At 54.2% G+C, this 26801-nt stretch carries 24 protein-coding genes and 1 pseudogene; 6 read left to right on the plus strand and 19 right to left on the minus strand.

Annotated elements, in window-relative coordinates:
* The first annotated feature begins 102 nt into the window (after positions 1-102).
* Positions 103-990 (plus strand): hypothetical protein, encoded by an 888-nt coding sequence (locus tag FF011L_RS18645; RefSeq protein WP_145353202.1) that lies wholly within the window; start codon positions 103-105, stop codon positions 988-990.
* Between the two features lie 62 nt (positions 991-1052).
* A complete protein-coding gene (locus tag FF011L_RS18650; RefSeq protein ID WP_145353204.1) occupies positions 1053-2084 on the plus strand; it encodes an alkaline phosphatase family protein in 1032 nt (343 codons plus the stop codon).
* A gap of 483 nt (positions 2085-2567) precedes the next feature.
* Here FF011L_RS18650 and FF011L_RS18655 read toward each other — a convergent pair whose 3' ends face one another.
* A complete protein-coding gene (locus FF011L_RS18655) occupies positions 2568-3710 on the minus strand; it encodes an acyltransferase family protein (protein WP_145353206.1) in 1143 nt (380 codons plus the stop codon).
* Between the two features lie 360 nt (positions 3711-4070).
* Between FF011L_RS18655 and FF011L_RS18660 the strand changes: the two genes are divergently transcribed.
* Complete coding sequence (locus FF011L_RS18660) at positions 4071-5156, plus strand: DUF1559 domain-containing protein (RefSeq protein WP_145355566.1); 1086 nt, start codon at positions 4071-4073, stop codon at positions 5154-5156.
* Between the two features lie 86 nt (positions 5157-5242).
* Here the strand turns inward: FF011L_RS18660 and FF011L_RS18665 are convergent, their stop codons facing one another.
* From FF011L_RS18665 to FF011L_RS18685, 5 genes are all read right to left on the minus strand, one after another.
* Positions 5243-5836 (minus strand): hypothetical protein, encoded by a 594-nt coding sequence (locus FF011L_RS18665; protein ID WP_145353208.1) that lies wholly within the window; start codon positions 5834-5836, stop codon positions 5243-5245.
* 180 nt (positions 5837-6016) lie between these two features.
* A complete protein-coding gene (locus FF011L_RS18670; RefSeq protein WP_145353210.1) occupies positions 6017-8134 on the minus strand; it encodes an esterase/lipase family protein in 2118 nt (705 codons plus the stop codon).
* Positions 8135-8296: 162 nt separating this feature from the next.
* Positions 8297-9706 carry a Gfo/Idh/MocA family protein gene (locus tag FF011L_RS18675; RefSeq protein WP_145353213.1) on the minus strand — a complete coding sequence of 470 codons (1410 nt, stop codon included), beginning with the start codon at positions 9704-9706 and terminating at the stop codon, positions 8297-8299.
* A gap of 19 nt (positions 9707-9725) precedes the next feature.
* Positions 9726-11414 carry a flagellar hook-associated protein FlgK gene (gene flgK, locus FF011L_RS18680; RefSeq protein ID WP_145353214.1) on the minus strand — a complete coding sequence of 563 codons (1689 nt, stop codon included), beginning with the start codon at positions 11412-11414 and terminating at the stop codon, positions 9726-9728.
* Between the two features lie 264 nt (positions 11415-11678).
* Positions 11679-12530: a protein kinase domain-containing protein gene (locus tag FF011L_RS18685; protein ID WP_246109501.1), complete on the minus strand. Its 852-nt coding sequence runs from the start codon at positions 12528-12530 to the stop codon at positions 11679-11681.
* A 208-nt stretch (positions 12531-12738) separates the two neighbouring features.
* Here FF011L_RS18685 and FF011L_RS18690 point away from each other — a divergent pair, with 208 nt between their 5' ends.
* Positions 12739-13848: a substrate-binding domain-containing protein gene (locus tag FF011L_RS18690; protein WP_145353216.1), complete on the plus strand. Its 1110-nt coding sequence runs from the start codon at positions 12739-12741 to the stop codon at positions 13846-13848.
* A gap of 87 nt (positions 13849-13935) precedes the next feature.
* Here FF011L_RS18690 and purN read toward each other — a convergent pair whose 3' ends face one another.
* The 5 genes and pseudogenes from purN to FF011L_RS18710 all read right to left on the minus strand — a co-directional run bounded on the left by purN (position 13936) and on the right by FF011L_RS18710 (position 17916).
* A complete protein-coding gene (purN, locus tag FF011L_RS18695; RefSeq protein WP_145353218.1) occupies positions 13936-14514 on the minus strand; it encodes a phosphoribosylglycinamide formyltransferase in 579 nt (192 codons plus the stop codon).
* Positions 14515-14856: 342 nt separating this feature from the next.
* Positions 14857-15015: a hypothetical protein gene (locus FF011L_RS26475; protein ID WP_218932731.1), complete on the minus strand. Its 159-nt coding sequence runs from the start codon at positions 15013-15015 to the stop codon at positions 14857-14859.
* A 100-nt stretch (positions 15016-15115) separates the two neighbouring features.
* Positions 15116-16278 (minus strand): annotated as a pseudogene (locus FF011L_RS26480) (DUF1559 family PulG-like putative transporter).
* Between the two features lie 174 nt (positions 16279-16452).
* Positions 16453-17349: an EamA family transporter RarD gene (gene rarD / locus FF011L_RS18705; protein ID WP_145353220.1), complete on the minus strand. Its 897-nt coding sequence runs from the start codon at positions 17347-17349 to the stop codon at positions 16453-16455.
* A gap of 21 nt (positions 17350-17370) precedes the next feature.
* On the minus strand, positions 17371-17916 hold the full coding sequence (locus FF011L_RS18710; RefSeq protein WP_145353222.1) for a carboxypeptidase-like regulatory domain-containing protein: 546 nt from the start codon (positions 17914-17916) through the stop codon (positions 17371-17373).
* Positions 17917-18157: 241 nt separating this feature from the next.
* Between FF011L_RS18710 and FF011L_RS18715 the strand changes: the two genes are divergently transcribed.
* On the plus strand, positions 18158-18514 hold the full coding sequence (locus tag FF011L_RS18715; RefSeq protein ID WP_145353224.1) for a hypothetical protein: 357 nt from the start codon (positions 18158-18160) through the stop codon (positions 18512-18514).
* A 130-nt stretch (positions 18515-18644) separates the two neighbouring features.
* Here FF011L_RS18715 and FF011L_RS18720 read toward each other — a convergent pair whose 3' ends face one another.
* Both FF011L_RS18720 and FF011L_RS18725 read right to left on the minus strand, forming a co-directional pair.
* Positions 18645-19682: an aldo/keto reductase gene (locus FF011L_RS18720; protein ID WP_145353226.1), complete on the minus strand. Its 1038-nt coding sequence runs from the start codon at positions 19680-19682 to the stop codon at positions 18645-18647.
* Positions 19683-19732: 50 nt separating this feature from the next.
* Positions 19733-20425, minus strand: a complete 693-nt coding sequence (locus tag FF011L_RS18725) for a HEAT repeat domain-containing protein (RefSeq protein WP_246109503.1) — start codon at positions 20423-20425, stop codon at positions 19733-19735.
* Between the two features lie 368 nt (positions 20426-20793).
* On the opposite strand from FF011L_RS18725, the gene FF011L_RS18730 reads away from it, so the two are divergent.
* On the plus strand, positions 20794-21153 hold the full coding sequence (locus FF011L_RS18730) for a carbon storage regulator (RefSeq protein WP_246109504.1): 360 nt from the start codon (positions 20794-20796) through the stop codon (positions 21151-21153).
* Positions 21154-21422: 269 nt separating this feature from the next.
* Here FF011L_RS18730 and FF011L_RS18735 read toward each other — a convergent pair whose 3' ends face one another.
* The 6 genes from FF011L_RS18735 to mdh all read right to left on the minus strand — a co-directional run bounded on the left by FF011L_RS18735 (position 21423) and on the right by mdh (position 26799).
* Positions 21423-22709 (minus strand): dihydroorotase, encoded by a 1287-nt coding sequence (locus FF011L_RS18735; RefSeq protein WP_145353230.1) that lies wholly within the window; start codon positions 22707-22709, stop codon positions 21423-21425.
* The gene (locus FF011L_RS18740) at positions 22706-23686 is read right to left on the minus strand and encodes an aspartate carbamoyltransferase catalytic subunit (protein WP_145353232.1); all 981 of its coding nucleotides are present in this window, start codon (positions 23684-23686) and stop codon (positions 22706-22708) included. The genes FF011L_RS18735 and FF011L_RS18740 overlap by 4 nt, the downstream gene beginning before the upstream one ends.
* Before the next feature lie 21 nt (positions 23687-23707).
* Positions 23708-24157 (minus strand): DUF423 domain-containing protein, encoded by a 450-nt coding sequence (locus FF011L_RS18745; RefSeq protein ID WP_246109505.1) that lies wholly within the window; start codon positions 24155-24157, stop codon positions 23708-23710.
* Complete coding sequence (locus tag FF011L_RS18750) at positions 24150-24575, minus strand: response regulator transcription factor (RefSeq protein WP_145353234.1); 426 nt, start codon at positions 24573-24575, stop codon at positions 24150-24152. Before FF011L_RS18750 ends, FF011L_RS18745 begins: the two co-directional genes overlap by 8 nt.
* Positions 24576-24899: 324 nt before the next feature.
* Positions 24900-25691, minus strand: coding sequence for an alpha/beta hydrolase (locus tag FF011L_RS18755; protein ID WP_145353236.1), 792 nt, complete (start codon positions 25689-25691; stop codon positions 24900-24902).
* 154 nt (positions 25692-25845) lie between these two features.
* Positions 25846-26799 (minus strand): malate dehydrogenase, encoded by a 954-nt coding sequence (mdh, locus tag FF011L_RS18760; RefSeq protein ID WP_145353238.1) that lies wholly within the window; start codon positions 26797-26799, stop codon positions 25846-25848.
* Positions 26800-26801: the final 2 nt, after the last annotated feature.

The raw sequence follows: 26801 nt of genomic DNA on the forward strand, positions 1-26801 counted from the left end.
TCGTTCCAGGACTCCGTATCGGCTTGCCGTGGCCATTAAATTAAGCACAACCCGAAAAACCGGCAAACTTAGCCTGTTTGTTTCAATCGCTTTGGATTTGGCATGTATACGATTTTGTTCCTAGCCTTATTTCCGATAGGGATCTTCCTTGCGTTTGTGGTCGTGACGGTCATCATCACCCTCCGTGAAATTCACTACGTCTGGTACCTAGCACCTCAGGAATCAGTGTCCGATTCGGTGTCAGCCAGCGATACCAGTTCCCGGGCACTGAACGCAAGAGTTGACATCCCTTACCAGCCTCCCGCCTACCAACAACCAACCCTCCCGTTGACTCCTTATGCAGGGCAAAAATGTCGCGATTTTGATAGCATGCAGTATGAGTACTTAGGCGATTTCCGGCATGCCAAAGGTGGCATCTATAAAATTCGCTACGACGTTTGGTGGTCGAAAGATCGTTACGTTCTGGCGTTGATCGAAGCGGGAAAAGTCGCGGGGATCCCTGTTTCCAATGTCTCCCTGATAACCCTGGGAAATCCGACTCACAAAGGGCACCCCGGCAGCTCACCGCCCCAGTCAGCCAAAGACCTCCCGTCCATCTGCATCACGACCATTGTCACCGAAGCGGCTTATGAACCGGACCTGACGGGGGCGACGCAAACGATGTTATTTCCCCATGCCAATTCTGGCGATCAACAACGGTTTCATTACCAACGGCTGAAGTTGCCATCAGCAGTCCCGTTCTCAGCGAATCCGTTGGAGGACCTATACCAATTTCGTATCGCGGACGCAGCGCGAATTTTCGAATCCGGAAACGCTCAACACATCGAAACTTCACAAAAAATGTGGCGTCCAACCCTTCGCGGAACCATGCGTATCGTTGCCGATCAGTACGCATTTATGCTGGCCCGTCGCTTTTACTCCGACAAACGCAGACTCCGCAAGCAGTTAGGGAAACTGGAGTCCGAAAGCAGTAGAATGAGCCCTACTTAATAACCAGCCTATCCAAATGCTTCACACCGCGTTCCACGCTCTCACTACCTGGATTTAAGAAGATGCCACGACTGCAACTCTGGGGGATTGCCCCTTCCAACGAACACGGGACTTCCAACACCTTTCGATTGCTAGGCCTCTTCCTAGTGACGCTGGCGTCCGCTCCATTTGCGTTTGCAGCGGAACCAGCTGCCGCGAATCTTCCTCAGTCTTCCAAAACACCCAAGGTCCTGCTAATCGGGATCGATGGACTTCGAGTCGACGCACTCAAAAAAGCGAACACCCCGGCACTCGATCAACTGGCCGCCGCCGGATCCATTCGCTATCAAACTCGGGTTATTTCCGAGCAAGTGCCCGATAGCGATACGATCAGCGGTCCTGGCTGGACGACTTACCTGACCGGGACCTGGGCTGACCGACATGGCGTCCTAGACAACTCCTTCAAAGGTCGTAAAAGCGATCAAGCCCCACACCTATTTCGTTTGACCAAGCAAGGCAATCCAGACCTGTTGACCGCATCCTTCTTGGACTGGACTCCGCTGAATCAACATGTCACGACCGATGCAGATGTGAACGTGATTGTTTCGCCAAACGCAAAGATGGACGAATACGTCGGCGGTGACGAAACGATCGCCCACATGGCGGCCGCCTTATTGGCCAGCCGCCCGATCGATATCGCTTTTGTCTACCTAGGGGCCGTTGACGAAACCGGTCATAAACATGGTTTCCATCCCACGGTCAAACCATACATGGACCAAATCGAAACGACCGACCGACATATCCAACGACTTCTCGAAGCGATTGCCGCCCGTCCCACCTACGATCAAGAAGACTGGTTGGTGGTTGTTGGATCGGACCATGGTGGTGAAGGAACCGGACATGGTGGGGGACGAGAGAATTCGATGGTCTATCACACGGCGATGATCGTCAGTGGTGACGCGGCATTGCCCAACTCAAAAACCGATGAAACGCCTTCGGTGTCGACCACCGATATCACGGCCGTTGCCCTGACTCACCTGGGGATCACATTGGAACCGGAATGGAAATTAGCCGGCGACGCAACGCTATGGCTGAAACCTTCGGACCGCCAATAAGCGGCGTCCGCGGGCGGGCAACCTTTAAAAACGACTCGGACACCTACGCGACGCGTCGGCATCGCCGCCGACGACAAGCGCGGTGGGGGTGTTATAGAGTGTCGCTTTTCGCCCGGAACGCGAGAAGTATTGCTGAGGTTTTCCCAATAGGTTGCTGAAGTGCGGCAAGGCATCGAAAGATCCCAACCCGCTGCGTCAGCGCGGGATCGTGTCCGGTTATTGCTGTCCCTCGCTCACGCAGCGGGTTGGGATTTCGGCATCTTAACGGCCTCTGTTTGTTTCCGGGCTTGCCTCTGCGGGCTCGAAGCGTCGACGCAACGGATTCCAGAGCAAGCGGGGCGGAAGCAAGCCCAGCCGATTCGCAGCAAGACTTTTGTCCGTTGAAATCCACGTCCCGAGCGAAAGGCGTCAAGCAATCGAACCAACGTCCGGCGACGGCAGCTACGGCAGCTACGGCAGCCACGCGTCTACCGCAACCGCCTTCTAAGCAGGCGAGTTGGCTTGGGCACTTCTCTTTGGAAGTGAGCGTTTACCGACCGATGGCACTCTGCCACCGCTTAAAGTCTGCATCGCCAACGGGAAATACCGCGTGGTAAGTACGGCAGCGACAAAACAGCCCACCACCACAAGGGGTGTCAAAACCCAACAGGTATACGGATGCGGTACCACCTGGTCCGCACCGCGAACCAAAATCGCCCGAAGCGGGAATTCGTGAACCAGATAAACGAAAAACGCTGCTCCCGAAAGACGCATCAAAATCGGATATCGCAGGCGGTACGCCACCCCAAATAGGGCAACCCCGCCGACCAGGATCGCCGTTTTGTGTGCAAACAGATCAAGCCAGCCGTAACTATCGGAGTACCAAAGATCAAAGTCCGCCCGCAGGTTGATCCGCAGCAACAACAGCACTCCCCACAAGCCAAGTAGCCCGCATACCCCGACGGTGGAAATTCGGCATATCGATTCCAGCCAATCGGGATATCTTGTCGCGACAGCCCCTAAAGCAAAAAAGAAAAGGGTTTCGATATGGAGAAAATGCCAGCCCACCAGAATGGGAAACGGTTCCCACTGCAGGAACCAGGCTCCTCCTAGAATCAGAATCACCACAGCCGCCCGCAAACCGCTTGCCCCAAGTGCGAACCGGATAACTGGAGCGATCAGAACCAAGACCAACAGATCTCGCAAAAACCACAACTGCTCGGCGGGGGGATGAAGCCACCAAGTCGCCACAAACTGTGGCCAATTCATGTTAGCCGGATCATTGGTCAAACGGCGAATCATCAGCCAAGCGAAGATGGCAACGGAAGCGACAATAAAGTAGGGCAGCCCCACCGATCGTCCGCGCTGTCCCAATTTTTTTAAATAGCATCCCCAGGTTCCGTCATCACTGCGGTAATAGAAAAAACCTGCAGCAAAAGCAAACAAAGGGACGGCGACGCGTGCGATTCCACCAAACAAAAAGTCTTGGGTCAACGCATTCCAAGTTGCGTCGGCTGCCTCCGCCGACAGGGGGACTGCAGACTTGTAGTGAATCCCGACCACCATTACAGTCGCAATCAACGCTACAACCTGAAACGTTTCTTTAACGGAAACGGAAACATCGTGGTGGCGGTACGGTGCACTCATTTTTAGTGACGGGTGTTCCCACCCATTAGAGAAGCTCTGCTCATAAACCCGCTCAACGATAGGTTATTTCCTGGCCCGAGATTACAGAAAATCAGCAATCGATCATCGTAATTTTCCGGCCAACGGCTATGCTAGAAACCTTAGCGCTTCCAAAGCGTCCCACCTAAAAACCCCGCCACCTCCCCTCCGAAAAAGCATAACCCTCTGCAGCGGGAAACCTCTCCCGCTACTCAGTGCGAGTTATGTGCAATTGGTTATTTACATTCATTCGATCGAATGGGTCGTAAAGAACCTTGCTATCTACCCCCCCGCTATCCATCAGTATTTTGTTTTCTTTTTGATCAATTGGAGTGACACATCATGAATAAAAGACCAACACGAGGTTTCACGTTAGTCGAATTACTTGTCGTGATTGCGATCATTGGCGTTCTGGTCGGGCTGTTATTGCCTGCCGTCCAAGCAGCGCGCGAGGCAGCGCGTCGAATGCAATGTTCGAACAACTTGAAACAACTTGGGTTAGCGCTACACAACTATCACGATTCCCATCGCTCGTTTCCTGCAGCCGGAACGCTTCCGCGCGGGACCAACGTGGCCAAATACTACCCGGGCATCATGGTTTCCTTGTTTCCGTACATCGAACAAGGAGCACGCTATGACCAGATCCAAGACCGGCTGCGGATCACATCGGATCCCTGGTCGGCACTGTTTACCGGTTCGCCATACGACATGACATTGCCGGCGTTGCTTTGTCCGTCCGAGCCGAATGGAGATTCCCCCTCGCCACATGCCTCCAACGCGCGTATCAACTACATGTTCAACATGGGGGATGGAATGCTCAAACTGGACGCGGCATGGCATCACCCCAATTACATCAGCAACCAGTACGTTCAAGCGCAGAACCGCGGCCCCTTCCACATGGATTCATGGAAAAAGTTTGCATCGATCGTCGATGGAACCAGCAACACCTTGGCTTTCAGCGAATCCGCTTCAGCTTCGCAAGGCTATTGGTCGCGTGAAGTCAAAGGTGGCGTAGGAATGAACTCGGCTTTGCTTGAACCCGATGGTGCTCAACCAATCATCCACCCAGACGTCTGCATGACCGGCACGATCGACCCCAACAATCGTCGCCAATACTTGACACCGACAGACACCTGGCGTGGTAACTTTTATCAGATGGGAACTCCATGGAATGGCTTCCATACCGTTGTGCCACCAAACGGCCCAAGCTGCATGGACAGTCTAACGGGCCTTTACACAGCGATCTTCACTCCAAATAGCTACCACCCATCGGGTGTCAATGCCGTCTATATGGATGGCTCGGTTCGCCTGATCACCGACACCGTTGATTCGGGGGACCTCACTCAAACGCAACCGGTTGCCGGCCCCAGCCCATACGGCGTTTGGGGAGCCATGGGAACTCATGCTGGCGGTGAAGTCCAGTTCTAGTGCGATAACCAGCAAATAAAAAACGGCTTGACTATCTTAAATAGTCAAGCCGTTTTTAAGTCGCAACAATAAAATTCATCCGCGTGTTACTCAGCGACGGCGGATTCGCCCATCGGTACATAGTCAGCACTGCCACCACCTACTGCACTCGCTTGCTGATCCTTTTCTTTGACGGCCGCCCCCACATCAAGGGTGTAGGAATTCTCTGCATCCGGCGAAACGGTAACGGTCAGAGAGGTTTTATCGGCTGTCCGAAATTCCTTTTGAACGACCTGGAAACTCTCTCTTGATCCCGTCTTAATTGCCCGGTCATACGCTGCACGTTCTGCAGGTGATGCATCGGCCGCAGGCGATTCGGGAATCGGATCCCCTTCATGGACGGTTTTATTCACCATCACTTTGAATATACCTGCGGGGACGCCTTCATACTTCCCATACGTCACCAATTCGACATTGCCTGAGGCATCGGACATTCCACCAACAGGCCATCGCGTCAGAGATGAATTTTCGGGATAGAGACTTACCATTGCATCAGCTAACGGTTCACCATCCTGCGTGACAACTAAAGTTACAGGGTAAAGATCAGGAAATCCGTCAGGGCGAAGCTCTCCGCATCCGAGCGTCATTAGGCAAGCCATCGTTGCACAACCGGAGAGGAAGCTATTCAATAATTTTTTCATTGGTGATGCCGATTAAAGATCAAAGTGCGAGGCCATTAATACATGGAGGCCCCTTGCTATCGCTTTATAAAGTATCAATAGAAAACCGCAATCCATCAATGCTTGAATCACGCGGCATTACACCTTTTTCTAGCATGAAGCAGACGACCAGAATGCCGCGAGCTGCTGGGCTTTCTAACGTTACGGAGACGTAACGACGGGCTGAGCGACCGTGCTGCCAATACTTGGATGTCGCAGCAATAAAGGAGGCAGATTTGCGTTTGGCGAATCAGCAACCTGCGGCGAGTGCAGCTGTGCGATGGGACCTGCCGCCGGGTACGAAGCAGCACCGCCTGCGGCAAGTTCATTGCCCGCTGCATCGGCGACTCGATCCGTGGCATCCAGCTCGGCCATGTGCTCCAAGAGAATTCGGCGAACCTCCAAGATGGTTTGACTTTTCGTGTGCACACTCGTGTGATCCGAATTCACCACAATTTCGCTATCAGCGTTTTCTAGATGGGCACTATCAAATTCAACAATCCCATCACTCCCTTCGATAATACGCCCAAACAAACCATGCTTTTCGACCAAGCCCACGATGTTATGCAATTTCACCTCAGAGGATTCCTGGGCGCGCATCATCACGGGGAAAATGGGAGATTCGGGTGCCAACGAATCGATCGCGTTGGATGTCGTTAGCATCTTCGTATCTTTAAAGAAGCCAGGGTTCCGGGCTGCCAACAAGGTGCCCGTATTTACCGCCATCCGTGGCAACCGAATGAACTTCCTAGCCAACCAACGTGTGTAGTCATTTGCGAAATCGCTTCCCCGGTGTGGGGTCGCTATCGTGACGACTCTTTGCACCGACTGGTTCGGTTTAAAGAACAGGGCACTTGCTAGTTTGGCTTTCGTTTCCGAAGGCCCCTGCAGTTCCTGGACCGGTTGATTACTAACGATATTCCAAAAGTCTTGGTGGCTATCGATGGTCTGCATCCGACTGACCAAGCCACCCATGCTGTGGCCAACCAGGACCATCTGATCCATGGTTCGATCATGGTGCATCGGGTCGAACGCATCGCGAACGTTCGCTAGATCCGCTCGCATTTCAGTGGCACTGTTCCAAAAAGGTTGCCCCGATGGATACATATAGAACCAGAACTGGTATCGCTCCCGAATCGCCGGAAAGGATCGCAGGTCGTTAAACATGTCCATCCAGGTCAAAGGACTGGACCACAATCCATGGACCATGACGACAGGAATCCGCTTAGGGTCATACGGTTCCAACATGTACAGCCCGCGAGTCTCCTGTGACTTGGCCGGATTCAGCAATCCTTGTGTCGCATTGTCCCGCTCGCGGAATTGGGGACTATCTAAATAGTATGCCAGCGGAGTCGTTAAGTCGGTTTCCAGAGGGACCCAACGATTGGCTAATTCAACATGGTTGTGACTTAACGGATCAAAAAATTCCAACACACAATGCTTGGGGGGTTCGCCCGGTTTCCGATCAATGTCGGTACATCGAAGCAGGGCGGTTACGGCATAGCTGAGCCCGTCGGGATAATACTTTTCGCGATGTGGGTCACCATCTTTGGGACGCCGAACCGCTAGAAGTGGGACCCCTAATCCGTAGGTCACGTGGCGGTTATGAAGGGTTTCTACCTTATAATCGCTGACAAATTCGTAGCGTTCAAATTCGGCAGCAGGCCATTTGCCACGCGCCACCGTGTCGATCGTAAAAGTCCGTTCCGGGGTTTCGATCGTGTAATTCTGCCCGGGCCGCAACTTGTTCTCGGCACAAAGCAGTCGCAGCATGTCCTCTAAAGATTCGTTATACAGTTCGCAAGCTTCACGGAACTGAGGATCATAGGGATTGCGGGTTGCATCCAGATCGGCAGCAAACAGGTACTGGTAACTGTTTGACATCGCCATCCCGTAGTGATGCAGGGCCGTACTTTCAATGCCCGCCCGCTCCGCTTTGACCCCTTCGACGTAAGACAGTTCCCCGACCGCAAACGTTAACTCCTGGTCCTGGCTCATCGCCATTTGCTGCAGTTTTTCCAGCGTCGCTTTGGGATCCTTCTCGTACTGGTCAAGCAACCCGAATCGCGTTAACTGCAAACTGGTTCGCTCCGAAAGGGATGGCCCCTTCCAACGCATCAGGTTTAAAGACGTATTGAGAGCATTCTCGCGGACATGACGCTTCGAGATATAGCGAGTGGTGGTGCAGCCACTGGTCAACCCGATCACACAAGCCCATAGCAACCCCGTCGCTACCGCGATCTGCCATGAGGAGCGAGACGGGGACTGCGCTGGCAACATGAAGGCGTTACGTCATTTGGGGTACATCAATAGGATTACATTGCACCAATTTAAGGAGCGGGAGGAGAGTAGGCGGAGCCGACAAATGGTGTCAATGCGAATCCGATTTCCATCGAAACCAATCTTGCTAGCAAAGCAGCAAGAGAACGGCGAAAGAGAGCATTATTTGAACAAGGTTGGCAGCCGCATATCAAACTGACTGCGCGTCAAAACCAATTCAATTCCAGCCTCTCGGGCGGCTTTCAGTTTACTGACCTGAACATGAGGCCCATAAGCGAGCCAAGTGGCATGAGGAAATCGATTCCGCGAATCGGCATCCAGGGTAGGTAGCATCCCGCCACGCGTCGACAGATCAAGAATCATCCAGACCGGATCGAGCGAGCGATTTTCTGCCGAAGTCTGATTTTCGGCATCCTTTGGTTCATCGGATGCTTCCGATCCCACGGTTCCCGTTGGAAGTCCACTAGACATTCGGAATTCCAACCCAGCCGCTTCCGCCGCGGCGCGAATCCGAGACCCAAACATTAGGTCCCCGGACAGGAACCAGACGGTTGGTTTGGCGGGAACAAGGGAGACCGAAGAAAACGCGGGGGTTTCCCGTTCACGAAAAACGACATCGCAGCGTTGCCCATTTTGCAGACTTTGAGTGATCGCTTCCAATGTTTGCTGGGTATCAAGCGTCTGCTGTTGATAGATTGCAAGATCCGATTCCGGTTTCGTAAATCGCAGCAGCATCGCCTGTTCCTGATTGCCCTCAAACGAATGAGATTCGGCCGCCCCCGTCCGATCATGGCTCCAAAAGCGGGCTTCACGCTCGGGCCAAGGACGCGTGAAATCATCGCACACGATCGATCCGGAATCGCCGGCGACTTCGAACCACTTACGAGTCGTCACATCGTACCCACAGTTAATCGTCGCGGTCACATCATCGGGGAACCACATCATCGCGGTCATTCGGTACGGAACCCCATGACGCATCACGGCCGTCGCATAGACCGACAACGGGCGACCGGCAAACCAGATCGGCAACCCAACGGCATACCACCCCAGATCAAGCACGCAGCCCCCTCCCAACGATGCATCCAAACGATGGTCGCCGGACTGAAAAGGTTCGTAGAAGGAAACGGCCGAGCTAAGGTGTTTCAGCGTCCCCAGTTTCCCGCGTTGTTCCAAGCCAGAGAAGTTTGCCGTCCGAGGATGATGTAACCATCCAGTCGCATCCAACCAACGAACCTGCTTCTCCTGGCAAACGGCGTCGACGCGATGGGCTTCCTCAGCGGAGATCGCTAACGGCTTTTCACAAAGCACGTGTTTCCCATGTTCGGCCGCCGCGACGGCCCACTGACAATGCATCGACGGCGGCAAAGCGATATAGACGGCATCCACATCATCGCGGCCGAGCAACGCTTGGTAACCTTCGACTCCCGTAGCAATCCCGTACTGTTGGGCGTACCAATCCGCGCGATCGACATCACGACTGGCGATCGCAGTCACCTGCACCCCCGCAGTCGATTGCAAGTCCGCTACCAAACGACGAGTAATTCGCCCCGTTCCCAAAATCCCAAAACGCATAGTGACACAATCAAAGGGGCTAAAGATTAACAAGCAGTTCCAACATCTCACTAGCGGTTGCAATCACTCGGGATGAAGCCTGGAAGGCCCGCTGGTAAGTGATCATTTTGATCGCTTCTTCGTCTAGATTAACACCTGTGATCGACAGGTGTTGAGCTCGCAACGTTTCATAAAAATCACTGACGCCATCGGCGCTGCTGCGTTGCACGCTGACCCGCTGGGCAATCGACCCCAACGACCTCTGCTGGAGCGACTGCAGCGACAATCCTCCAAACTGTTCCTGCGGCTTTTTGATCAAATCGACCAGGTCTGCCAACGCGTTGGTATCCTGGCCGACGCCCGATTTACTAACCGACAGCTGGTCAGGATTATCGACCAAATAGCTATTGACCGAGATCGTGCTAGCGGTGGTTCCCGTAAAGAACGTATTCAATCCTGCAGCCGCCAAAAAACCACTGTTATCATCGGAGAACGTGAACCCCATGCCGGGGCTTTCCGATTCAATCTGAATCGTTCCACTACCATCGACGGAAGCTTGAATCCCGTCGATCGCGTCGATGTCGGCGACAATCGAATTGATTGTCGAATCACCGATGATATCTAACTTCTGCACATTGATTCGGTGCGTGCTGACCAAATCCCCATTCGCATCCACCACTTGGATATCAAAGGTTCCATTGGTGGGTTCGGTCTGCAGCCCCGCACGCTCAAGTGGCACGCCAGGTTCAAGATTCTTCACCCCCGACATCGAGGTGTGCCCTAGGCTGCCTTGTCCCTGCGAATGGACCTGATTGAAAACACTTGCAAGATTTGCGGCGAATTCGTCTAGTTCCTCAACGTACGCGCCCCAGACCTCATCACGGGCGGCCGTCGTGGCACCGACCATTCCTCCTTTGGCCTGAAGCGGTGAATCGGTTTCGACGATTCGGATTTCCTGTCCTTGAGTGTCGCTGTCATAAGCCGTATAGACTTCTCGGGCATATTTTTCCGAGACTAGGTAATCGCCGCCGACAAACACGCTGACCGAACCGCTGGCTTGTTCCTGGACATTGATATCAACAATTTTCGCCATCTCTTCCAACAACTGATAACGTTCGTCACGGAGGCCGGTCGCGTCACTGGAAAGAGCCCGCCCCCCCTCAAGCACCATGATCTCTAAATTAAGATCCGCAATCCGCGAGGTGAGCGAATTCAGTTCAATAGCCACGCCGGGCAATTGATCGTTGGCACGCTCCATTCCAGCGGTCGCTTCCTGGTACGTCTGATTGATCATGTTGGTCAAAGCAGAGGCTTGTTCCAGTACCAGCTCTCGAGCAGCCGGATCGGCCGGTGCATTGGACAGATTATGTAAGGCTTCATTGAAGGTATCCAGCTGAGCCTCCAAGCCGCCTCCGTTTAAACCTCCGACTAAATCTTCTAGCTCCGTATACGCTGCCTGCAGACTATCGGCTCCCGCGGCCGCAGTGCTCGCGTTCCACATCCGCTCAGCGAGCGCCTGATCGATGATCTGCCGGGTTGCCTTGGGGATCACCCCCTGCCCGATGATCAATTCCCCGACGCGAGTCGCCGAGGCCGGGATTAACTCTAGCTCTTGGCGGATATAGCCCGGCGTATTGGCATTGGCAATGTTATTGCCAACAACTTGCAAGCCCATCTGTGACGCACGAAGGGCGCCCGCCGACTGATTGATGGTGCTAAAAAGTGACATGCCAAGATTACCCTAAGACACGGTGATCCTTCGAAAAGGACGGTTCGTACTCAGTTTCATCGACATGCATAACCGGTAAAGTTCACCCAAACTGGACAAACCCGATCGAATCGACTTGCCGTCCCGGCACTGTCGGTGGACCAATTGGCCCAACTTCGATCGCAGTGCAAAGACCAAAGTCAACTTCCAAACCGACACATTGCGTGGGGACATCGTCCACTAGCGGGAGTGCAAGGAGTAGCGATTCCCACAATGTTTGCCTCTTTAGGCGGCTCGCGAAGAGGGCAGAATATGACGGCCTAGCGTTTCGATTTCCAACTTCAGCAACTGATCCACGACCTTGGATGCCGTAGGACGATCCTGCGGGCGTGGCGAGAGAAGTTGACCGATTAATTGCGAAACCTGCTCGGGCCGACCTTCATCGTCGATCAACTGTTCCATGATTTTCCCCAAGGAGAAAATATCGGCTGCCGCTGTCAGGGGACCTTTGCCCGCAACAATTTCAGGAGCCGCATACGCGGGGGTTCCGCGGAAGACAGGGTCTCCCAGCATGGTTTGCTGCGTCGCGAAACCTAGATCAATAAGGGTCACATGCCCCCGATCGCTCACCATCACATTCGAAGGTTTCACATCGCGGTGCAACCACCCAGCGGAATGCAGGGCAAGCAGAGCCTGCGCGGCTTGACGGCACCACCACAGCCCGACGGGCAAAGCCTGCGATGGTTGATTCTGAAGCCGGAATTCAAGCGTATCCCCTTCGATACGGGGCATCACACAATAGGGAAGCGAAGCCGATAGACAAGCGTCTAGAACGGGCACCAAATTGGGATGCGACGCGTCGCTTGCCGCCGCCGCTTCGGCGCGAACCTGCAGGCTCCCTTCGGCTTGCCCCTGCGTCGTCTGCCGAGCAATTTTCAACACGTAATCGCAGCGCGGGCTACCGACGGCATCGGCGGGCTGTGCCAGAAAGAGTTCCGTCCACGGACCTTGATGCAAACTGGACACCAATCGCCAGATCCCCACCGTCCGTGGCAAGCTGGCTTGCTGCGTCTGCATGGTCTGCTGCGAATTTGTGTGCATAGTTGGAACAGCTGGCTCGGTTAAACGAAACGGCATGCGACCCTACCTCGAAGTGCAATCCAAAGAAGCTTTATCTCGATTCTTATCGTCCCCCTGCCAGAAGAGTCCTCAAAGCCAAATTCACGATCGACAAAATCCCCCTATCTAACCCGGACCACCATCACTGCCGGCGCGCTAGCATCGGCCGTCGTTTCGCTTACAATGCGATACTCACCAGCACTAATCGCCACCCAGAGGCTCACCAATGCCCTTTGAACGCTTCCACGTCTCCTTTTCCATTGCCGTCCTGTCTTTGGTTTGCCTGCTCGGCTGCGATTCGTCACCACGCCCTGGAGCGAACGCCACTCGCGTCGGCGAAAATGGCGGTACAGCCTCCGGTCAATCTTCCGATCGGTTTCCGTTAACCGCCGGCAAATACACGATTCTCGATATTTTGACGGACCGGCAAGACAATTCATTGGCTAAGGGGAATGTCGAATCAACGCTGCTGGCCCACTCCGACGTCTCCTGCCTAGTCGGATTGTGGAGTGCCAACACGCCAGCGATTTTGGCGGCTTTAGAGAACAGCGACCAACTGAATAAGATCACCGTCGTTGGATTTGATGATCACCCCAATACACTCAAAGGGATCTCCGACGGGCACGTTTACGGGACGATCGTCCAGCAACAGTATGCCTTTGCGTTCCGCTCGATTGAATTTCTGACGGCGATCGCCAGTGGTGGAACGGTTCCTGTTCCCGAATCCAAGCGAATCTTCATCCCGTTTAAGGAAATTACGGCGGACAACGTTGACGAATTTGGTGCAGAAGTCGACGCGATGAATGCTGGTAACGGGCCGATCTTAGAACCACTGGCCACCATGGGCGACAAACAGGAGGGAATCTCCGTCGCCTTCATCACCAACGGGACTGATCCCTTTTGGATATTGGCTCATCGAGGATGCGACAAGGCGGCAGAACACTTTGGGGTCAACGTCGAATTCCAAGCGCCCAGCGTATCGACGCCGGAAGAACAAAAAAGACTTCTGGAATCGAACGTCGTCAAGAAATTGGATGGGATCGCAATCAGCCCCATCGACCCAGCCAATCAAACACAAATGATCAACGAAGCCTGTGCAGCGATGCCGTTGATTTGCCACGATAGCGATGCCCCGGAAAGTGACCGCAGGTTTTACCTGGGAACCAGCAACTACATGGCGGGCCGCGCGGCGGGCAAAATGATCAAACGAGCGGTCCCCGACGGAGGCAAAGTAATGATGTTCGTCGGCTTAATGGAAGTTCTCAATGCGCAAGAAAGAAGCCAAGGCATCATCGACGAACTTTCCGACGCCCCCATCCCCAAGATTTACCAATAACGTTTGGGCGGTGGGAACCGGCCAAGCGAATCGGTGAATGAAGGTTGATCGGCTTGGCGAACGGCGACACTCTATGATTCGCTGCTTCTACTTGCTGGCGATTTTGCGAATGGCTTCGGGTAAGGCTAGACACTCTTCTTCGAAGACTCGAGCCGCTAGGGTCTCGGCGGTGTCGGTCGGTTCGACCGGGCAAGATCGCTGCAAAATGATCGGGCCGTTGTCGTAGTGATTGTCGACAAAGTGGACCGTACAACCACTGAAATGGACGCCTTTGTCAATCGCCGCTTGATGGACTCGGCGACCGTACATTCCCGGACCGCAGAAGGCTGGGATCAACGAAGGATGAATGTTGATGACTCGACCTTCGTAGTCCTCGGGAATCAGGACGTGTTTTAAAAAACCGGCCATCACCACCAACCCGATTCCCCGTTCTCGACAGGGATCGAAAATCGCTTGACTGTAGTCTTCGTCGCTCGGATACTTCGATTTTTGAACCACTGCCGTAGCAATCCCCTCAGCGGTCGCAAAATCGAGCCCTTTCGCGGACGCGGAACTGCTGATAACCAACCGAATATCAGCCGGCAAGTTCCCTTCTTTGCGAACCGCCAGGAGGTTTTTCAAAGTCGTTCCGCCGCCGGAAATCAGAACCGCTGTTGGTACATCCATCAGGAAGTCGCTTGGAATGGAAAAAGAAGAACCCAAAGGTCGTGAATCGTAACGAATTTCAGCTTCTTCGAAACCCATCGGCGGCCGCAACCTGAAGATCGTGCGGTTCATTTAGTGGCGTGTTTGGCCGATGGTGGCGGTTTTGTTACGTGCTCTCTACAAATTAGAGCAGCGAAGGAGATCGAAACACCGCCCCAAGCGAGTCGACTGCGGCGTCCTCCGGAGGGCCCGCCCGCGGCGCAGCCCGGCAGCAAGATGCTTGGCCCTCCAATCCAAAAGGCCAAGACATCTCTCTAACCGGCTGACTCCGTTCCCATTTCGATCTCAGGCAATCCTCTTTGGTTATCGCGGAGCGGTCTCGGCTCCCGAATCCATGTCCTGCATTCCTTGCATCGCCTCCTCTTCACTGGCAACCGGTTTCGAACCTCCGCAACCTGCGACTCCAAACAGCATGGTCATCCCCAACGCCAACCCCGCGATCCAATGCACCGAACGTATCATGCTTAAAACCCTTTTCTGCAAACCAAACGGAAAATGTAAAAGAAACGCCTGCCGATCGTTAGGCAATCGGCAGGCGTGAGAGGCTTAGCTAAAAGCCAAATCAAGGAATGCTTTCGGCCGATTCATACGAACCCTGCCCATGGCCAGCACGGGTGTGAATGGCATGCCAAAGATTGTTGTTCCCAGCTTGCCCGCTATGCATGTTGCTGGCCTGAATCGTTTCGGAAATGAAACGTACCGAAGCGTCTGCCAATGTGAATTGAGCTCCACCTGGATGCAGACTACCCGAACCTCGCCAATCGGCGTTCAATCCGGTTCTTGAACGGTAGGTCGGTTTCCAAACATGCGCCTGGCCACCGTTCCACCAAGCTGAAACAATTTCCTGGTTTCCATTGGCACTCAACAACGGTTGGTTCCCGTTAACCGATTTCGCCAAAGTGTGTCCGCTGAAACCGGTATCGACCATGGTTGCCACGAAAGCAGCCCGCACCACGCGACTAGCACCTTGACGAAGCTGACCCGAGCCCCCCTCTGACTCATCCGATCCCGCAGGACGACAGCAGAACGACACCGTCGTCACTTCGCCAATGGCAATCGTGTTCGAAGTTCCATCCAGAATATTGGAGAACCGACACGTCCTCGCGGTGGGGAAAATACCGGTATGGATGTCCCCCGCGCGAGCATGCTCATCCCAGCCTGAAGCGCCGGCATACGAAGTCAAAGCAAAACCGTGTGGCAACGCATCCCAAACCGGATCGGTAGGGCAAAGATAACTCTGAATCTGAGTACTACGAATCAAGTCGCCGTTACTGTTTGCTTGGTTCATAATCGAATCGGCATAGTTGATCTGATCATGCAATGGAGCCTGTTCAATGAACGGCAAAATGAAAGAAAGCCAAGTATGATTCCGAACCTGCAACCCTGTTTTGTCCCCCAAATTTCGGTCGTTGGAAAAGATTGAAAAGTGTCATGATAGTTGTGGATCGCCAAACCCAACTGCTTCATGTTGTTCCCGCAGGACATCCGGCGAGCCGCTTCGCGAGCGGCTTGAACCGCCGGCAATAGAAGTCCTACCAGGACTCCGATGATGGCAATGACCACCAACAATTCAACGAGTGTAAAACCCGCTCGAGAGAAACGTCTTGGATTTTTCAAAACCATAACCAAACTCCAGAAAAGAAAGAAAAGATGTCGCCCGCAAACCCCCGGGTAAAGGCACCCATTCCCCCTCACCGGCGGCTGTGGCATTCTACCGCACACCATCTAGGTAAATGCAACAGAATTCTGGGGGTTTTTTCGAACTTAGCCGAACTAAACCGTTTCAGCGGAGGCGTTCAAACAGCAGCAAAAAGCCAAAGAGGAAACGCAAAACCAAACGATTGCATTGTTTTGTGAACGAAACCGATGGCTGAACGCCTCGATCGACAATGCATCCGCCTAGCGCATCCGCGACAGATAGACCAGAATTCCGGTCCAGACAAACACGAAACCGACGATCCGCCAGACCCCGAAGGTCTCGCCTGCGATCAAGGTGCCGACCAATAACTGAAGCGTCGGCCCGATGTACTGCAGAACGCCCATCGTCGATAGCGAGACACGATGGGAAGCGATCGCAAAAAGTGCCAACGGGGCGACGGTGATGACACCGCCAAACATCAGCAAGGCTTGAGTGCTTAGCGTCCCGGCGAGAAAAGCGGTCCCGCTCGTCCGCTCCATCATCCCCAACAGAATCAATGTCGGTCCGGCCAGGATCGCGGTTTCCAGCCATAACCCCAGCAACGCGGGAAGCGGGGCCTGCTTTTTCAGCAATCCGTAAATCGCAAAGGAACAAGCCATCCCAAGTGCCGGCCATGGAAGTCCTCCGCCAGCGACGGTCATTACCGTCACCCCGATCGCTGCTAAACCGATCGCAACCCACTGCGAACTGGCCAACCGCTCGCGAAGAAAAATAACGCCTAACAAGACGTTTAAGAGCGGGTTGATGTAATACCCCAAAGAGGCATCCAAGATGCGTCCGTTAGTCACCGCATAGACAAAGGAAAGCCAGTTGATGGCAATCATCAACGCCGCCGCAGCGTAAATCCAGAGAACGCGCCGCGTGCAAACGGCTTTCAAGAAAAGCTCCCACCCTCCCCATACCTTCAGCGAAAGAAGGATAGGCAGCAGGACCGAGAGCAGGACAAAGGACCACAAGACTCGGTGCGAGGTTAACTCCAACGGGTCAACCATCAACAAGTTCCGCCAATACAGCGGAAACAGCCCCCACATTGTGTGAGCCAATACCGCGCATCCCATCCCAATTCGGCGATGACTTCTATCGTCGTGTGGGAGCATGCAGGGAACCTAGCGGGTCAATTAGCTGGCTGAATCGTCATCATCGTCCGAAGCGATAATCACCGCAGCGACAACGCCTGCGATTAGCAGCGTGCCAACCAAGCCCATCGACATCCCATTCCAAAGCTGCCCGCGAGCGACTTCGCCATCGACCTTGATGACGGCGCCTTGCTTGACAGCAACACCTGGTTGAGCACGATCGACCACTTGATAGCGATTCAGCCCATCATAGGTAGCGATAAGGCATTCGCCCAGCGGGACATTTGAGAACTCAAAACGTCCATCGGCACCCGTTTTGGTTTCTCCGATAACCTGTCCGCCACGCACCAAAGCGACAGGTGCTTGGTCAACCGGTTTCCCGCTCGCTTCGACCATCACGCCTTGAAGCGATCGATCATGACGAAGCTGAACCATCCCTTGCTCGATCAGACGCAACGCATGTTTTTGCTGAGCTTGACTTGGTGCATGAACCGCGGCCTGGGCTGCCTGAATGGTTTGAGGACAAACGATCCCAACCGCGGCGAAGGCGACGGCCAAACTTCCGATCCAGTTGAAGGCTTTCTTCATTTCAGTTCATCCATGTCACAAGGGGGGGAGAAGATCTGCGCTAAGGCATATTGATTTATCGGCCGCAAAATCAGCATCCTTTACCTAATCGGCAAATATTCCCAAAAACGCAAGCAGGGCTGATCAAGGCCGGACCTGCGGCGCACGACCTTCTTCGGTACTAGTACTCAGCGCCGCGGTACTCGTACTCAGCATCGCGGTACTCGTACTCAGCATCGCGGTACTCGTACTCAGCATCGCGGTGCTCGTACTCAGCGTCGCGGTGCTCGTACTCAGCGCCGCGGTACTCGTACTCAGCGTCGCGGTACTCGTACTCAGCGTCGCGGTACTCGTGCTCAGCGTCGCGGTGCTCGTGCTCAGCATCGCGGTGCTCGTGCTCAGCGTCGCGGTACTCGTGCTCAGCGTCGCGGTGCTCGTACTCAGCGTCGCGGTACTCGTACTCAGCGTCGCGGTGCTCGTGCTCAGCATCGCGGTACTCGTGCTCGATTGCCGCGTTTTACTCGACTGCCGGGTCATTGGTGCCCCGATTCGAGCAGGAGTACGAGCACCGGGCTGCGCCCTGAGCACGAGCCCTGAGCACGAGCACGAGCACGAGTAGGATTAGGAGTAGGATTAGGATTAGGAGTAGGAGCGATTGCCCAAAACGGTCCTGGAGCCGATTCGCTACAGACGCACTTCACGGCAGCGAGATCAAATCCCGGCCTATCGAGTCTGCTTCTTGGCGGCAATTACAATCGCCGCAGGCCGTCTTCGGTCATTGGGGAGGGGATATCAAAATCGATCGCGTCGATTCGTTCCAGCGTCGAGGCATCCAAATGCAACTCTGAAGCTTCTAAAGACTCTGCTAGCTGATCTACCGAAGTTGCTCCGACGATTGTTGACGCGACAAAATCGTGCTGTCGTGACCATGCCAGTGCGAGTGCGGGCAGCGAAACGCCAAGATCCTCAGCTAGCACTGCAAGCCTACGGGTCGTTTCCAAGGTCCTCGGATTCACAAACCGTTCAGCCATTCGGCGCTGTCGTTCACCACTTCCTGTGAGGTACTCGGTGAAGCGGCCATCGGCTGGCAGGCCATCGAGATACTTTCCGGTCAGCACGCCCCCTCCCAGTGGAGAGTAGGGGAGCAAACTGACTTCTTCGCGGCGACAAACCTGAGCCAATTCGCTTTCACAACGTCGATTGATCAGGCTGAAATTATTCTGAACCGTTTGATAGCGGTCGACGCCCGACTCTTTGGCCGCCCACAAACTCTTCATGACTCCCCATGAAGTTTCGTTGCTACATCCGATCACACGTACTTTGCCAGCTTGCCGAAGTTCGGTGAGCGCTCCCAAAACCTCCTCGTATGGCATCCCATGATCGGGCCAATGGGTCTGATAAAGATCAAGATGGTCGGTTTTTAACCGGCGGAGTGATTCATCACATGCCTGATGGATTTGGCGGCGATCCAAAGCGGTCCGCCCGTGACGGACCGGTGGGGAGAACCAACCGTGCCCAGGTCCCGTCACTTTACTAGCAATGACAACCGCGTCCCGCGGCTTTGTCTGCATCCATCGCCCGACAATTCGTTCGGTTTCGCCGACCGTTTCTTTGTTAGGAGGAACCGGATAGATTTCGGCAGCATCGAAAAAATCGATTCCCGCTTCGAAAGCGTGATCCATGATCGCGAACGATGTCGCTTCATCACACTGCGCTCCAAACGTCATCGTCCCCATACAAATATCGGAAACGACCAATCCACTTGCCCCTAAACGTCGGCGCTGCATCACGGGCCTCTATCAATTGCAATCGAAACAAAACGGTGAGAATCCCGTTATTAGAACAGGTTTCGCAGTCGGTCGGATAGCCCTTGATCCGCCGTCGGGTCGGTCCCGTTTTCAAGATAAGCAACCCAAACCGCCGGATCGTTGCCAAGCGATTTGCCAGTGACCGATTCCAATGACTGGACGGCGGTCAAGCGGATCGCAGGGTCGCGGTCCTCTAGTGCTAGCTTTAAAGAATCGGTAACGACCGTCCCTTTGTGCTGGCCCAGCCCACGGAGTGCTGCCTGCCGCACATCTCCGTTGGTCGATTCGCCGATAATCCTCGCCAAAGTTTCGGCGGCCGCCGGTTCCTCGCGACTGCCCAGCACATCGCAGGCGGCCATACGAACCTTAATACTAGGGTCTTCAAGCCCCATTTCAATCAGGTTTCGTGCTGCAGGCCCCTGAACCGGAGCCGCCGCACGTATCGCCAGATGCCGCATTTCAGCACTCGCGTCCTGCTGCATGATCTGTTCCAGATGAACCAACCACTGAGCCTGATCGGCCGGCGATTCATTGGGCATGGTGCGGACAAGCAGCTCCAGCTCTTTCTGCCGCTGAAAGTCGGTCGTACCAATCGCTTCGTCCTGGTTCCATTGATGGACGAAAAACGGATTGGCATGCTTGAGTGCGTAAAGCGGCCCATCATGACAACCGGTGACAGCCAAGCATGTTCCGGCGATTAGAATACGCAAATGACGCAGCATTTTGGATCTCATCCAGAGTATTTCAGCAAGTATGGGTGCCCTGTACCAAAATTCGCAAACCGATCGGAAGAGAGATTCTTCTTCAAATCGACGGTATCCAGGCCTGTTATCGAACTTTCTATGAGAAACCCATTTGGATCCGGACCTAACGTGTCCTAGCCCCATGCGATAACTCCTTCTGTCAGCCAAGAGCCACGCAAGCAACCGTCGCAAAGTGAGACATGTTTTCTCATTCCAAGACGAGGCAAAAATCGCGTGAACCTTCTGACTTCCTACAGCATCCGTACTGAATCGGCTGTCTGAAGGAAAAAATGAAACAATTCCGGTTATTCGGAAAGATTTAATCATGACGGCACAAAACCTGCTCTTTGAGACCTCTCAATCAAGCAGAAAACGAATCGAGTGATCGTCAGACCGCAAGAGTCACCCCCATCCTGGAAGGAATCCTTGAAATGTTGGTTCTAAGTCGAAAAGAAGGCGAACGTCTGGTAATTGGCGACAACGTGACCATCACCGTTAATCGGATTAACGGTAATCGCGTGACGTTGGGAATTGAGGCCCCCCGCGAAGTCCGTATCGTCCGAGGCGAACTGGACAAACGGGAATCCGCTAGCGAGACGCAAAATGCTGCAGCTAGCAAGCAAAACCCCGCCGAGCCGACACGTGAAGAAGCTCAAATGACCTTTCTAGAATTAGAAATCGGCCAGCTTGAATCACTGGTAGGCTAATGCGAGTGCCAGACGGCATCGCTTCCTCCCCCAGTGCGTGCCCGACGACCAACCGGTGTGTAAGCAAGTCTTTTGGCAGGCGTATTTTCGATCTGAAACAAGCCTGAAAGACTCGCCCGGTCGGATCGAGCGGGCGGTTAGAGTGGGCCGATTTAGCGGTACATGCCGCCAGCGATGGCTCGTATTCCAGTCGCGTTGCTTACAACGCGTTCTCAGCAGACTCAGCATTTACATTCGATGCCGTGTTTGCTTTAGCTGCCGTGCTAGACCTAGATGCTTTGGAAGCGAACCTCGCCTCCGACGATCGTTTCAGTAATCCGTCCGTACAGTTCGCAACCGAGCAGCGGGGTGCTACTGCATCGCGAACGGAAAGAGGATTCGCTGACGGTCCAAGCAAAGTCAGGGTCGATAATAACGACGTCGGCGGGATCGCCGACCTGTAAGCGGCCCCCCTTAATCCCTGCGACCTTTGCCGCAGCGGTCGACATTCGGTCAATTAAGGTAAGCCAGTCCAGCACCCCACTTCTTACCAGTGCGGTCGCCGACGCAGCTAAACAGGTTTCTAAAGAAGTCATTCCAAAGGGTGCGAGATCCAGATCATCCATCTTTTTCTCTCGGGCTCGTGGCATGTGCCCGGTTTGAATGACATCGATCGTGCCATCGGCGACCGCCTGCCGTAGCGTTTCAACGTGCCGACCGCTCCGCAGCGGTGGGTGCACTTTGTAACGAGCGTCGAAGGAGCGTAGTTTCTCGTCGGTTAACCCCAAATTGTGCGGACAGACCGATGCCGTTACCTGAATGCCTCGGCTTTTAACGCGAGAAATCAAATCGACACTCCCCATCGTGCTGACAGGACCGACATGCAAACGACCTCCGGTCGCCTCCGCTAATCGGACGTCTCGGGCGACAGCCAAATCTTCCGCCTCGGTAGGCAACCCCGCCAACCCCAGCACCAACGAATGGCAGCCTTCGTGCATCACGCCACGACCGGCAAGTTCGGGGACTTCAGGTCGATCAAAAATCGGGCGGTCGAACATCCGGCAGTATTCGAGGGCGCGGCGGAGCAACGCACTATTTGCCAGCGGGGCAGGGGAGTCGCTAAAGGCAACCGCTCCCGCGTCGACCAGCAATCCCAATTCCGCCATCTCCTGTCCCTGGCGTTGTTTGCTAACGCACCCCGTCACGTGGATCCGAGGCCCACGTGCCTGAGCCGCTTTTTGGCGAACAAATTCGACCGCTCCAGGAGAATCGATCGGCGGGTGGGTGTTGGAACTGCAGAGGATCGATGTGTACCCACCTGCTAACGCAGCCAAAGCTCCCGACGCAATCGTCTCATCTTCGTCCCGGCCCGGTTCGCGCAGTTCGGAGCATAAATCGACCAACCCTGGGGCGACAATTTTCCCTGCCGCGTTCAATCGCGGAATGCTTGGCGGAAGGTCACCATCAAGCGGATCGATGGCGACAACATACCCGTCATCGATCAGCAAACGAGCCACCGCATCGTGTTGAACTGACGGATCGACCAAGCGACCATTTTCAATCAGCAGACTATTCATGAAGTGGGGCTCGTCGCGTTATCAGAAGCATTGGAAAGTAACCATAGCGCCGCCATGCGGACCGCAATCCCATTGGTCACTTGCTCAAGGATGACCGAATGAGGACCGTCGGCAACCTCCGGAGTGATTTCGACGCCTCGATTAATTGGGCCGGGTGCCATGATCAAAATGTCTTTTTTACTGCGAGACATACGCTCGCCATTCATCGCATAGAGTGCGGCATATTCGTGAATACTAGGGAACGGCCGAGTCACCTGCCGTTCGAATTGGACTCGCAGCAGGTTCAAAACATCGCAGCGAGGCAAAATATCATCCAAGCTATGCGCCACTTCAAACCCGAGCTCTTCCCATCGCGGACTGACCAAAGTGGAAGGCCCACAAACAATCACATGAGCCCCCAGCTTGCTCAATCCCCAAAGGTTGCTTCTGGCTGTACGACTGTGTGCGATATCTCCGACCAAGGCGACCGTTAGCCCTTCGAAGGACTGGCGATGCTGCCGGATTGTCAGCATATCCAGTAAGCCCTGCGTCGGATGCTCGTGAGGCCCGTCGCCAGCATTCATTACCGAACAGGCAAGTTCCCGGGCGAGCAAATGAGGCGTCCCGGGCGTGGCGTGCCGAGTCACCACCCAATCGACCCCCATCGCTTCAATGGTCTTGGCCGTATCGACAAACGTTTCGCCTTTAGCAACACTACTCCCTGCACTGGAGAATTCGACAGTGTCCGCCCCCAGTCGCTTGGCTGCCAAAGAGAAACTGTTTCGAGTGCGCGTGCTATTTTCGAAAAACAAGTTCGCACATGTCTTTCCGGAAAGGAGCGATAGTTTTCGCCGGCAATTTCCCGTGGCATCTTTCATCTGCTGAGCAGTGTCCAACAGAATCGTAATCTCCTCCGCCGTCAACGTTTCCAAATCAAGCAAATGACGCCGCTTCCAGGCGGTCGGAAAAACAAATTCAGAAGCAGAAGAGGCAGCCATCAATTCGTCCAAGAAGTTTTTTTAACGAGAGGAACGGTAAACCGCTTTTCCCGCAGCGAAAGCTAGTCCAAACCACCCCCCGATTAAACTCAATCCGCCCAGCGGAGTAATCATCCCAAACTTTGGCTGATTGAACATAACCAGCAGGTACAAACTGCCACTGAATAAGCCCACTCCAATCACCCAACTACAGAGGACCATCGAACGCTGGCGCAGCGAGAGTGGGAAGGGGATCGCAAGGCATGCTAGCAAAGCAACCACATGAAGCAAGTGATAGTGAACGCCGACGCCCAATTGGTCGACCCGTTTCGCGATCACATCGGCGGGAATTTCCCGAGCTTCCAGATAGGCAGGCAGCCCATGGGCTCCGAACGCGCCTATCAGGACTCCTAAACCGCCAAGCAAACCAATCACGCACAACCATCGAGCGGTTGAAGCTTGGTTCATTGCAGCGGCAGGGGCATCAGACATTGTCGGTTTCATTCAGCAAGCGGTGAACCGAGTGGATCAGTTTTTCCATCGCAAACGGTTTGCGAAGGTATTCGTTTACCCCCAGCAATTCTGCGTAGGCTTTATGGCGACTTCCCTCGTTACCTGTGATCATGATCACAGGCAGCGGTGCATCGCGTGTCCGGCGTAATTTTTCCAGGACCAAGAATCCACTTCGCTTGGGCATCATCATGTCCAAGATCATCAGATCTGGATTCTCACGTTCGGCGAGGGCCAAACCTTGATTTCCGTCCCGGGCGATCACAACATTCAGTTTTTCGCCTTCCAAAGCATACCGAATCGACTCAACGATTTCCTGATCATCATCAACGATCAGCACCGTTTTTGCTTGGGAAGAAGAACCAACCGGAGGGGTGGAAGATGATTCGGTAGGACTCATGGCGGGTCAGCGTTTACAGCGGGAGGGAGAGCGGACCTAACGATTGGTGAATAACCACCACATGCTCGCCCCTTAGCGTAACGCGTAACGCTCCGCTGGGAAACGGTGCCTGCAGGACAACCACCTCATCAAAAAAACAACGGCCGCCAAAGCCACCGTAAAAGGCATTGATAAAGAGTGATCCATCGCCAGGTTTTCTTTTGCACGAATGCCCCGGGGCAAGCAAACCGTGCCTCCGCAACGAAAACAGCCTCGAATGAGGCTGTTTATTGATCGCGTTGATTCTGGATTTTATAAAAAATCGACAGAGATTCTTGCGAGGTCTTAATTGGCCGAAAATTCAACCGGCACGGTGTCCCAGTCGGGAACACACCTGGGCTGTGCCTGCCCGGTTACCTGGCTCATCAGCCACTGATCCATGCTTCGCAGAACAGGGACCATCATTTCGTCATCGGAAGCGAACTGGCTGATTTCAACCTGCATTTTCGCCGCATTCAACAGTCGCAGACCTTCGCTCATTGCATCGGCCGAAAAATCAGGACTTTCGGTCGCAAATGCCATCCACAACTTAAGATCGCGAAGCTGCTTAATATTTGCTAGCGGACGACAACCGACAGGAAATTCGCCTCCCAAAGAAACGACTCCGGCAAATTCACGGGGGCGGCTGAGGGCGATCCGCTGAGCCATGGTCCCGCCTGACTGATAGCCTGCGATGAAGACGCGTTCCGGGTGGATCGAATACTGCAACGAGGCCTGTTCGACCGCTTCCATGACGATCTGCTCGGCAGAGGCGATTCCGTTTGCGGTTTGCTGCCAATCGTATTGATGTCCTGCTGCGTCACAGGCTCGAGTCCCCCGGACTCCGACACCGACATAGTTCTGCAAACTGATGTGCGGCATGACCTGCGATAGCTGTCGTTCGCTGGCTCCATCCTGGTGCAACCAAACAACCAAGGGGTACCGATAATTTGCTTCGTAGCGAGCGGGCAAGAAAAAAGCGAGCGGTGAATCGACCTGACTGTCGTTTTTAAAGACCTCACAAACTGGCTGACGACCTCGCGAATCTTCTTTTCCTAAATTGGATATCCAGGCTTGCGAAGAAGGCAATCGGTTCATTTCAAGAGACCAAGAAAAGGAAAGAATAGTCGCCGCAGCGTTGCGTGTTCGGCCCTCTAGTTAACGAGGACCCGAAGCCGCTAATAAACGCTCTTCATGGGTCGAGAATCTAATGTGCTGCGACGACGGGTGTCAACGGTAATCACCGCAACTTTTAAGAAGAGAGTAAACCATCCATCGTTGCGACCAATGATTTCACTGCTTCGACGCTACGACGAAAATCCCCTTGTTCCTTCTCGGTCAAATCAAGTTCGATAACCTTTTCAATTCCGCCACTTCCCATCACGACAGGAACCCCAACGTAGTAGCCACCAACGTTATACTGGGAATCGCAGTAGGCGGCGGCAGGGATCACGCGTTTCTTGTCACGAACGATCGCTTCGACCATCTGTGCACAAGCGGCAGCCGGAGCGTAATAGGCGCTTCCGGTCTTTAGCAACTGAACGATTTCGGCACCTCCCTTGCGGGTCCGGTCAACGATTTCTTCCAGCCGTTCGCTGCTGATCAACTGGGTGATCGGGATCCCGCCAACACTGGTGCAGCTAGGAATTGGTACCATGGTATCGCCGTGGCCGCCCATCAGCAGCGCGCTGATGTCTTCAACACTGACGCCCAGTTCCATCGCTAGGAAAGTGCGATAGCGAGCGGTATCCAAAACGCCGGCCTGTCCGCAAACGCGTTCTGGTGGAAAGCCCGTAACCTTCCACATCTGCTGGACCATCGCATCCAAAGGATTGCTGACGACGATCACGATCGCATCGGGAGCACAGTTTTTAATTTCAGTACCAACCGCAGTCACAATCCGAGCGTTGGTGTTCAGCAAATCGTCGCGGCTCATCCCTGGTTTGCGAGGAATCCCTGCGGTGACGACGATCACGTCACTGCCAGCGACATCGTCGTAGCTGTTCGTTCCAATCACATTGGAATCAAATCCCATAATCGGCGAAGCTTGCATCAAGTCAAGCGCTTTGCCGCGTGGCATATCTTCGGTTTGTGGAATATCGAGCAAAACGACATCCCCCAGCTCCGCCGCAGCACACCAATGAGCACAGGTTGCCCCTACATTTCCAGCGCCGACAATCGAAATTTTGGCTCGTCGAAGTGACATCA

This window comes from Roseimaritima multifibrata, from assembly GCF_007741495.1.
Taxonomy (GTDB): Bacteria; Planctomycetota; Planctomycetia; order Pirellulales; family Pirellulaceae; genus Roseimaritima; species Roseimaritima multifibrata.

Bases quoted from the DNA above. Each gene is read 5' to 3' on its own strand.
- FF011L_RS18645 (WP_145353202.1), top strand. From the start codon at position 103: ATGTATACGATTTTGTTCCTAGCCTTATTTCCGATAGGGATCTTCCTT.
- FF011L_RS18665 (WP_145353208.1), bottom strand. From the start codon at position 5,836: ATGAAAAAATTATTGAATAGCTTCCTCTCCGGTTGTGCAACGATGGCT.
- FF011L_RS18720 (WP_145353226.1), bottom strand. From the start codon at position 19,682: ATGCAGCGCCGACGTTTAGGGGCAAGTGGATTGGTCGTTTCCGATATT.
- FF011L_RS18675 (WP_145353213.1), bottom strand. From the start codon at position 9,706: ATGCGTTTTGGGATTTTGGGAACGGGGCGAATTACTCGTCGTTTGGTA.
- mdh (WP_145353238.1), bottom strand. From the start codon at position 26,799: ATGTCACTTCGACGAGCCAAAATTTCGATTGTCGGCGCTGGAAATGTA.
- FF011L_RS18750 (WP_145353234.1), bottom strand. From the start codon at position 24,575: ATGAGTCCTACCGAATCATCTTCCACCCCTCCGGTTGGTTCTTCTTCC.
- FF011L_RS18655 (WP_145353206.1), bottom strand. From the start codon at position 3,710: ATGAGTGCACCGTACCGCCACCACGATGTTTCCGTTTCCGTTAAAGAA.
- FF011L_RS18670 (WP_145353210.1), bottom strand. From the start codon at position 8,134: ATGTTGCCAGCGCAGTCCCCGTCTCGCTCCTCATGGCAGATCGCGGTA.
- FF011L_RS18660 (WP_145355566.1), top strand. From the start codon at position 4,071: ATGAATAAAAGACCAACACGAGGTTTCACGTTAGTCGAATTACTTGTC.
- flgK (WP_145353214.1), bottom strand. From the start codon at position 11,414: ATGTCACTTTTTAGCACCATCAATCAGTCGGCGGGCGCCCTTCGTGCG.
- FF011L_RS18710 (WP_145353222.1), bottom strand. From the start codon at position 17,916: ATGAAGAAAGCCTTCAACTGGATCGGAAGTTTGGCCGTCGCCTTCGCC.
- FF011L_RS18690 (WP_145353216.1), top strand. From the start codon at position 12,739: ATGCCCTTTGAACGCTTCCACGTCTCCTTTTCCATTGCCGTCCTGTCT.
- FF011L_RS18745 (WP_246109505.1), bottom strand. From the start codon at position 24,157: ATGTCTGATGCCCCTGCCGCTGCAATGAACCAAGCTTCAACCGCTCGA.
- FF011L_RS18725 (WP_246109503.1), bottom strand. From the start codon at position 20,425: ATGCTGCGTCATTTGCGTATTCTAATCGCCGGAACATGCTTGGCTGTC.
- FF011L_RS26475 (WP_218932731.1), bottom strand. From the start codon at position 15,015: ATGATACGTTCGGTGCATTGGATCGCGGGGTTGGCGTTGGGGATGACC.
- purN (WP_145353218.1), bottom strand. From the start codon at position 14,514: ATGGATGTACCAACAGCGGTTCTGATTTCCGGCGGCGGAACGACTTTG.
- rarD (WP_145353220.1), bottom strand. From the start codon at position 17,349: ATGCTCCCACACGACGATAGAAGTCATCGCCGAATTGGGATGGGATGC.
- FF011L_RS18650 (WP_145353204.1), top strand. From the start codon at position 1,053: ATGCCACGACTGCAACTCTGGGGGATTGCCCCTTCCAACGAACACGGG.
- FF011L_RS18735 (WP_145353230.1), bottom strand. From the start codon at position 22,709: ATGAATAGTCTGCTGATTGAAAATGGTCGCTTGGTCGATCCGTCAGTT.
- FF011L_RS18755 (WP_145353236.1), bottom strand. From the start codon at position 25,691: ATGAACCGATTGCCTTCTTCGCAAGCCTGGATATCCAATTTAGGAAAA.
- FF011L_RS18685 (WP_246109501.1), bottom strand. From the start codon at position 12,530: ATGCCGTTTCGTTTAACCGAGCCAGCTGTTCCAACTATGCACACAAAT.
- FF011L_RS18740 (WP_145353232.1), bottom strand. From the start codon at position 23,686: ATGGCTGCCTCTTCTGCTTCTGAATTTGTTTTTCCGACCGCCTGGAAG.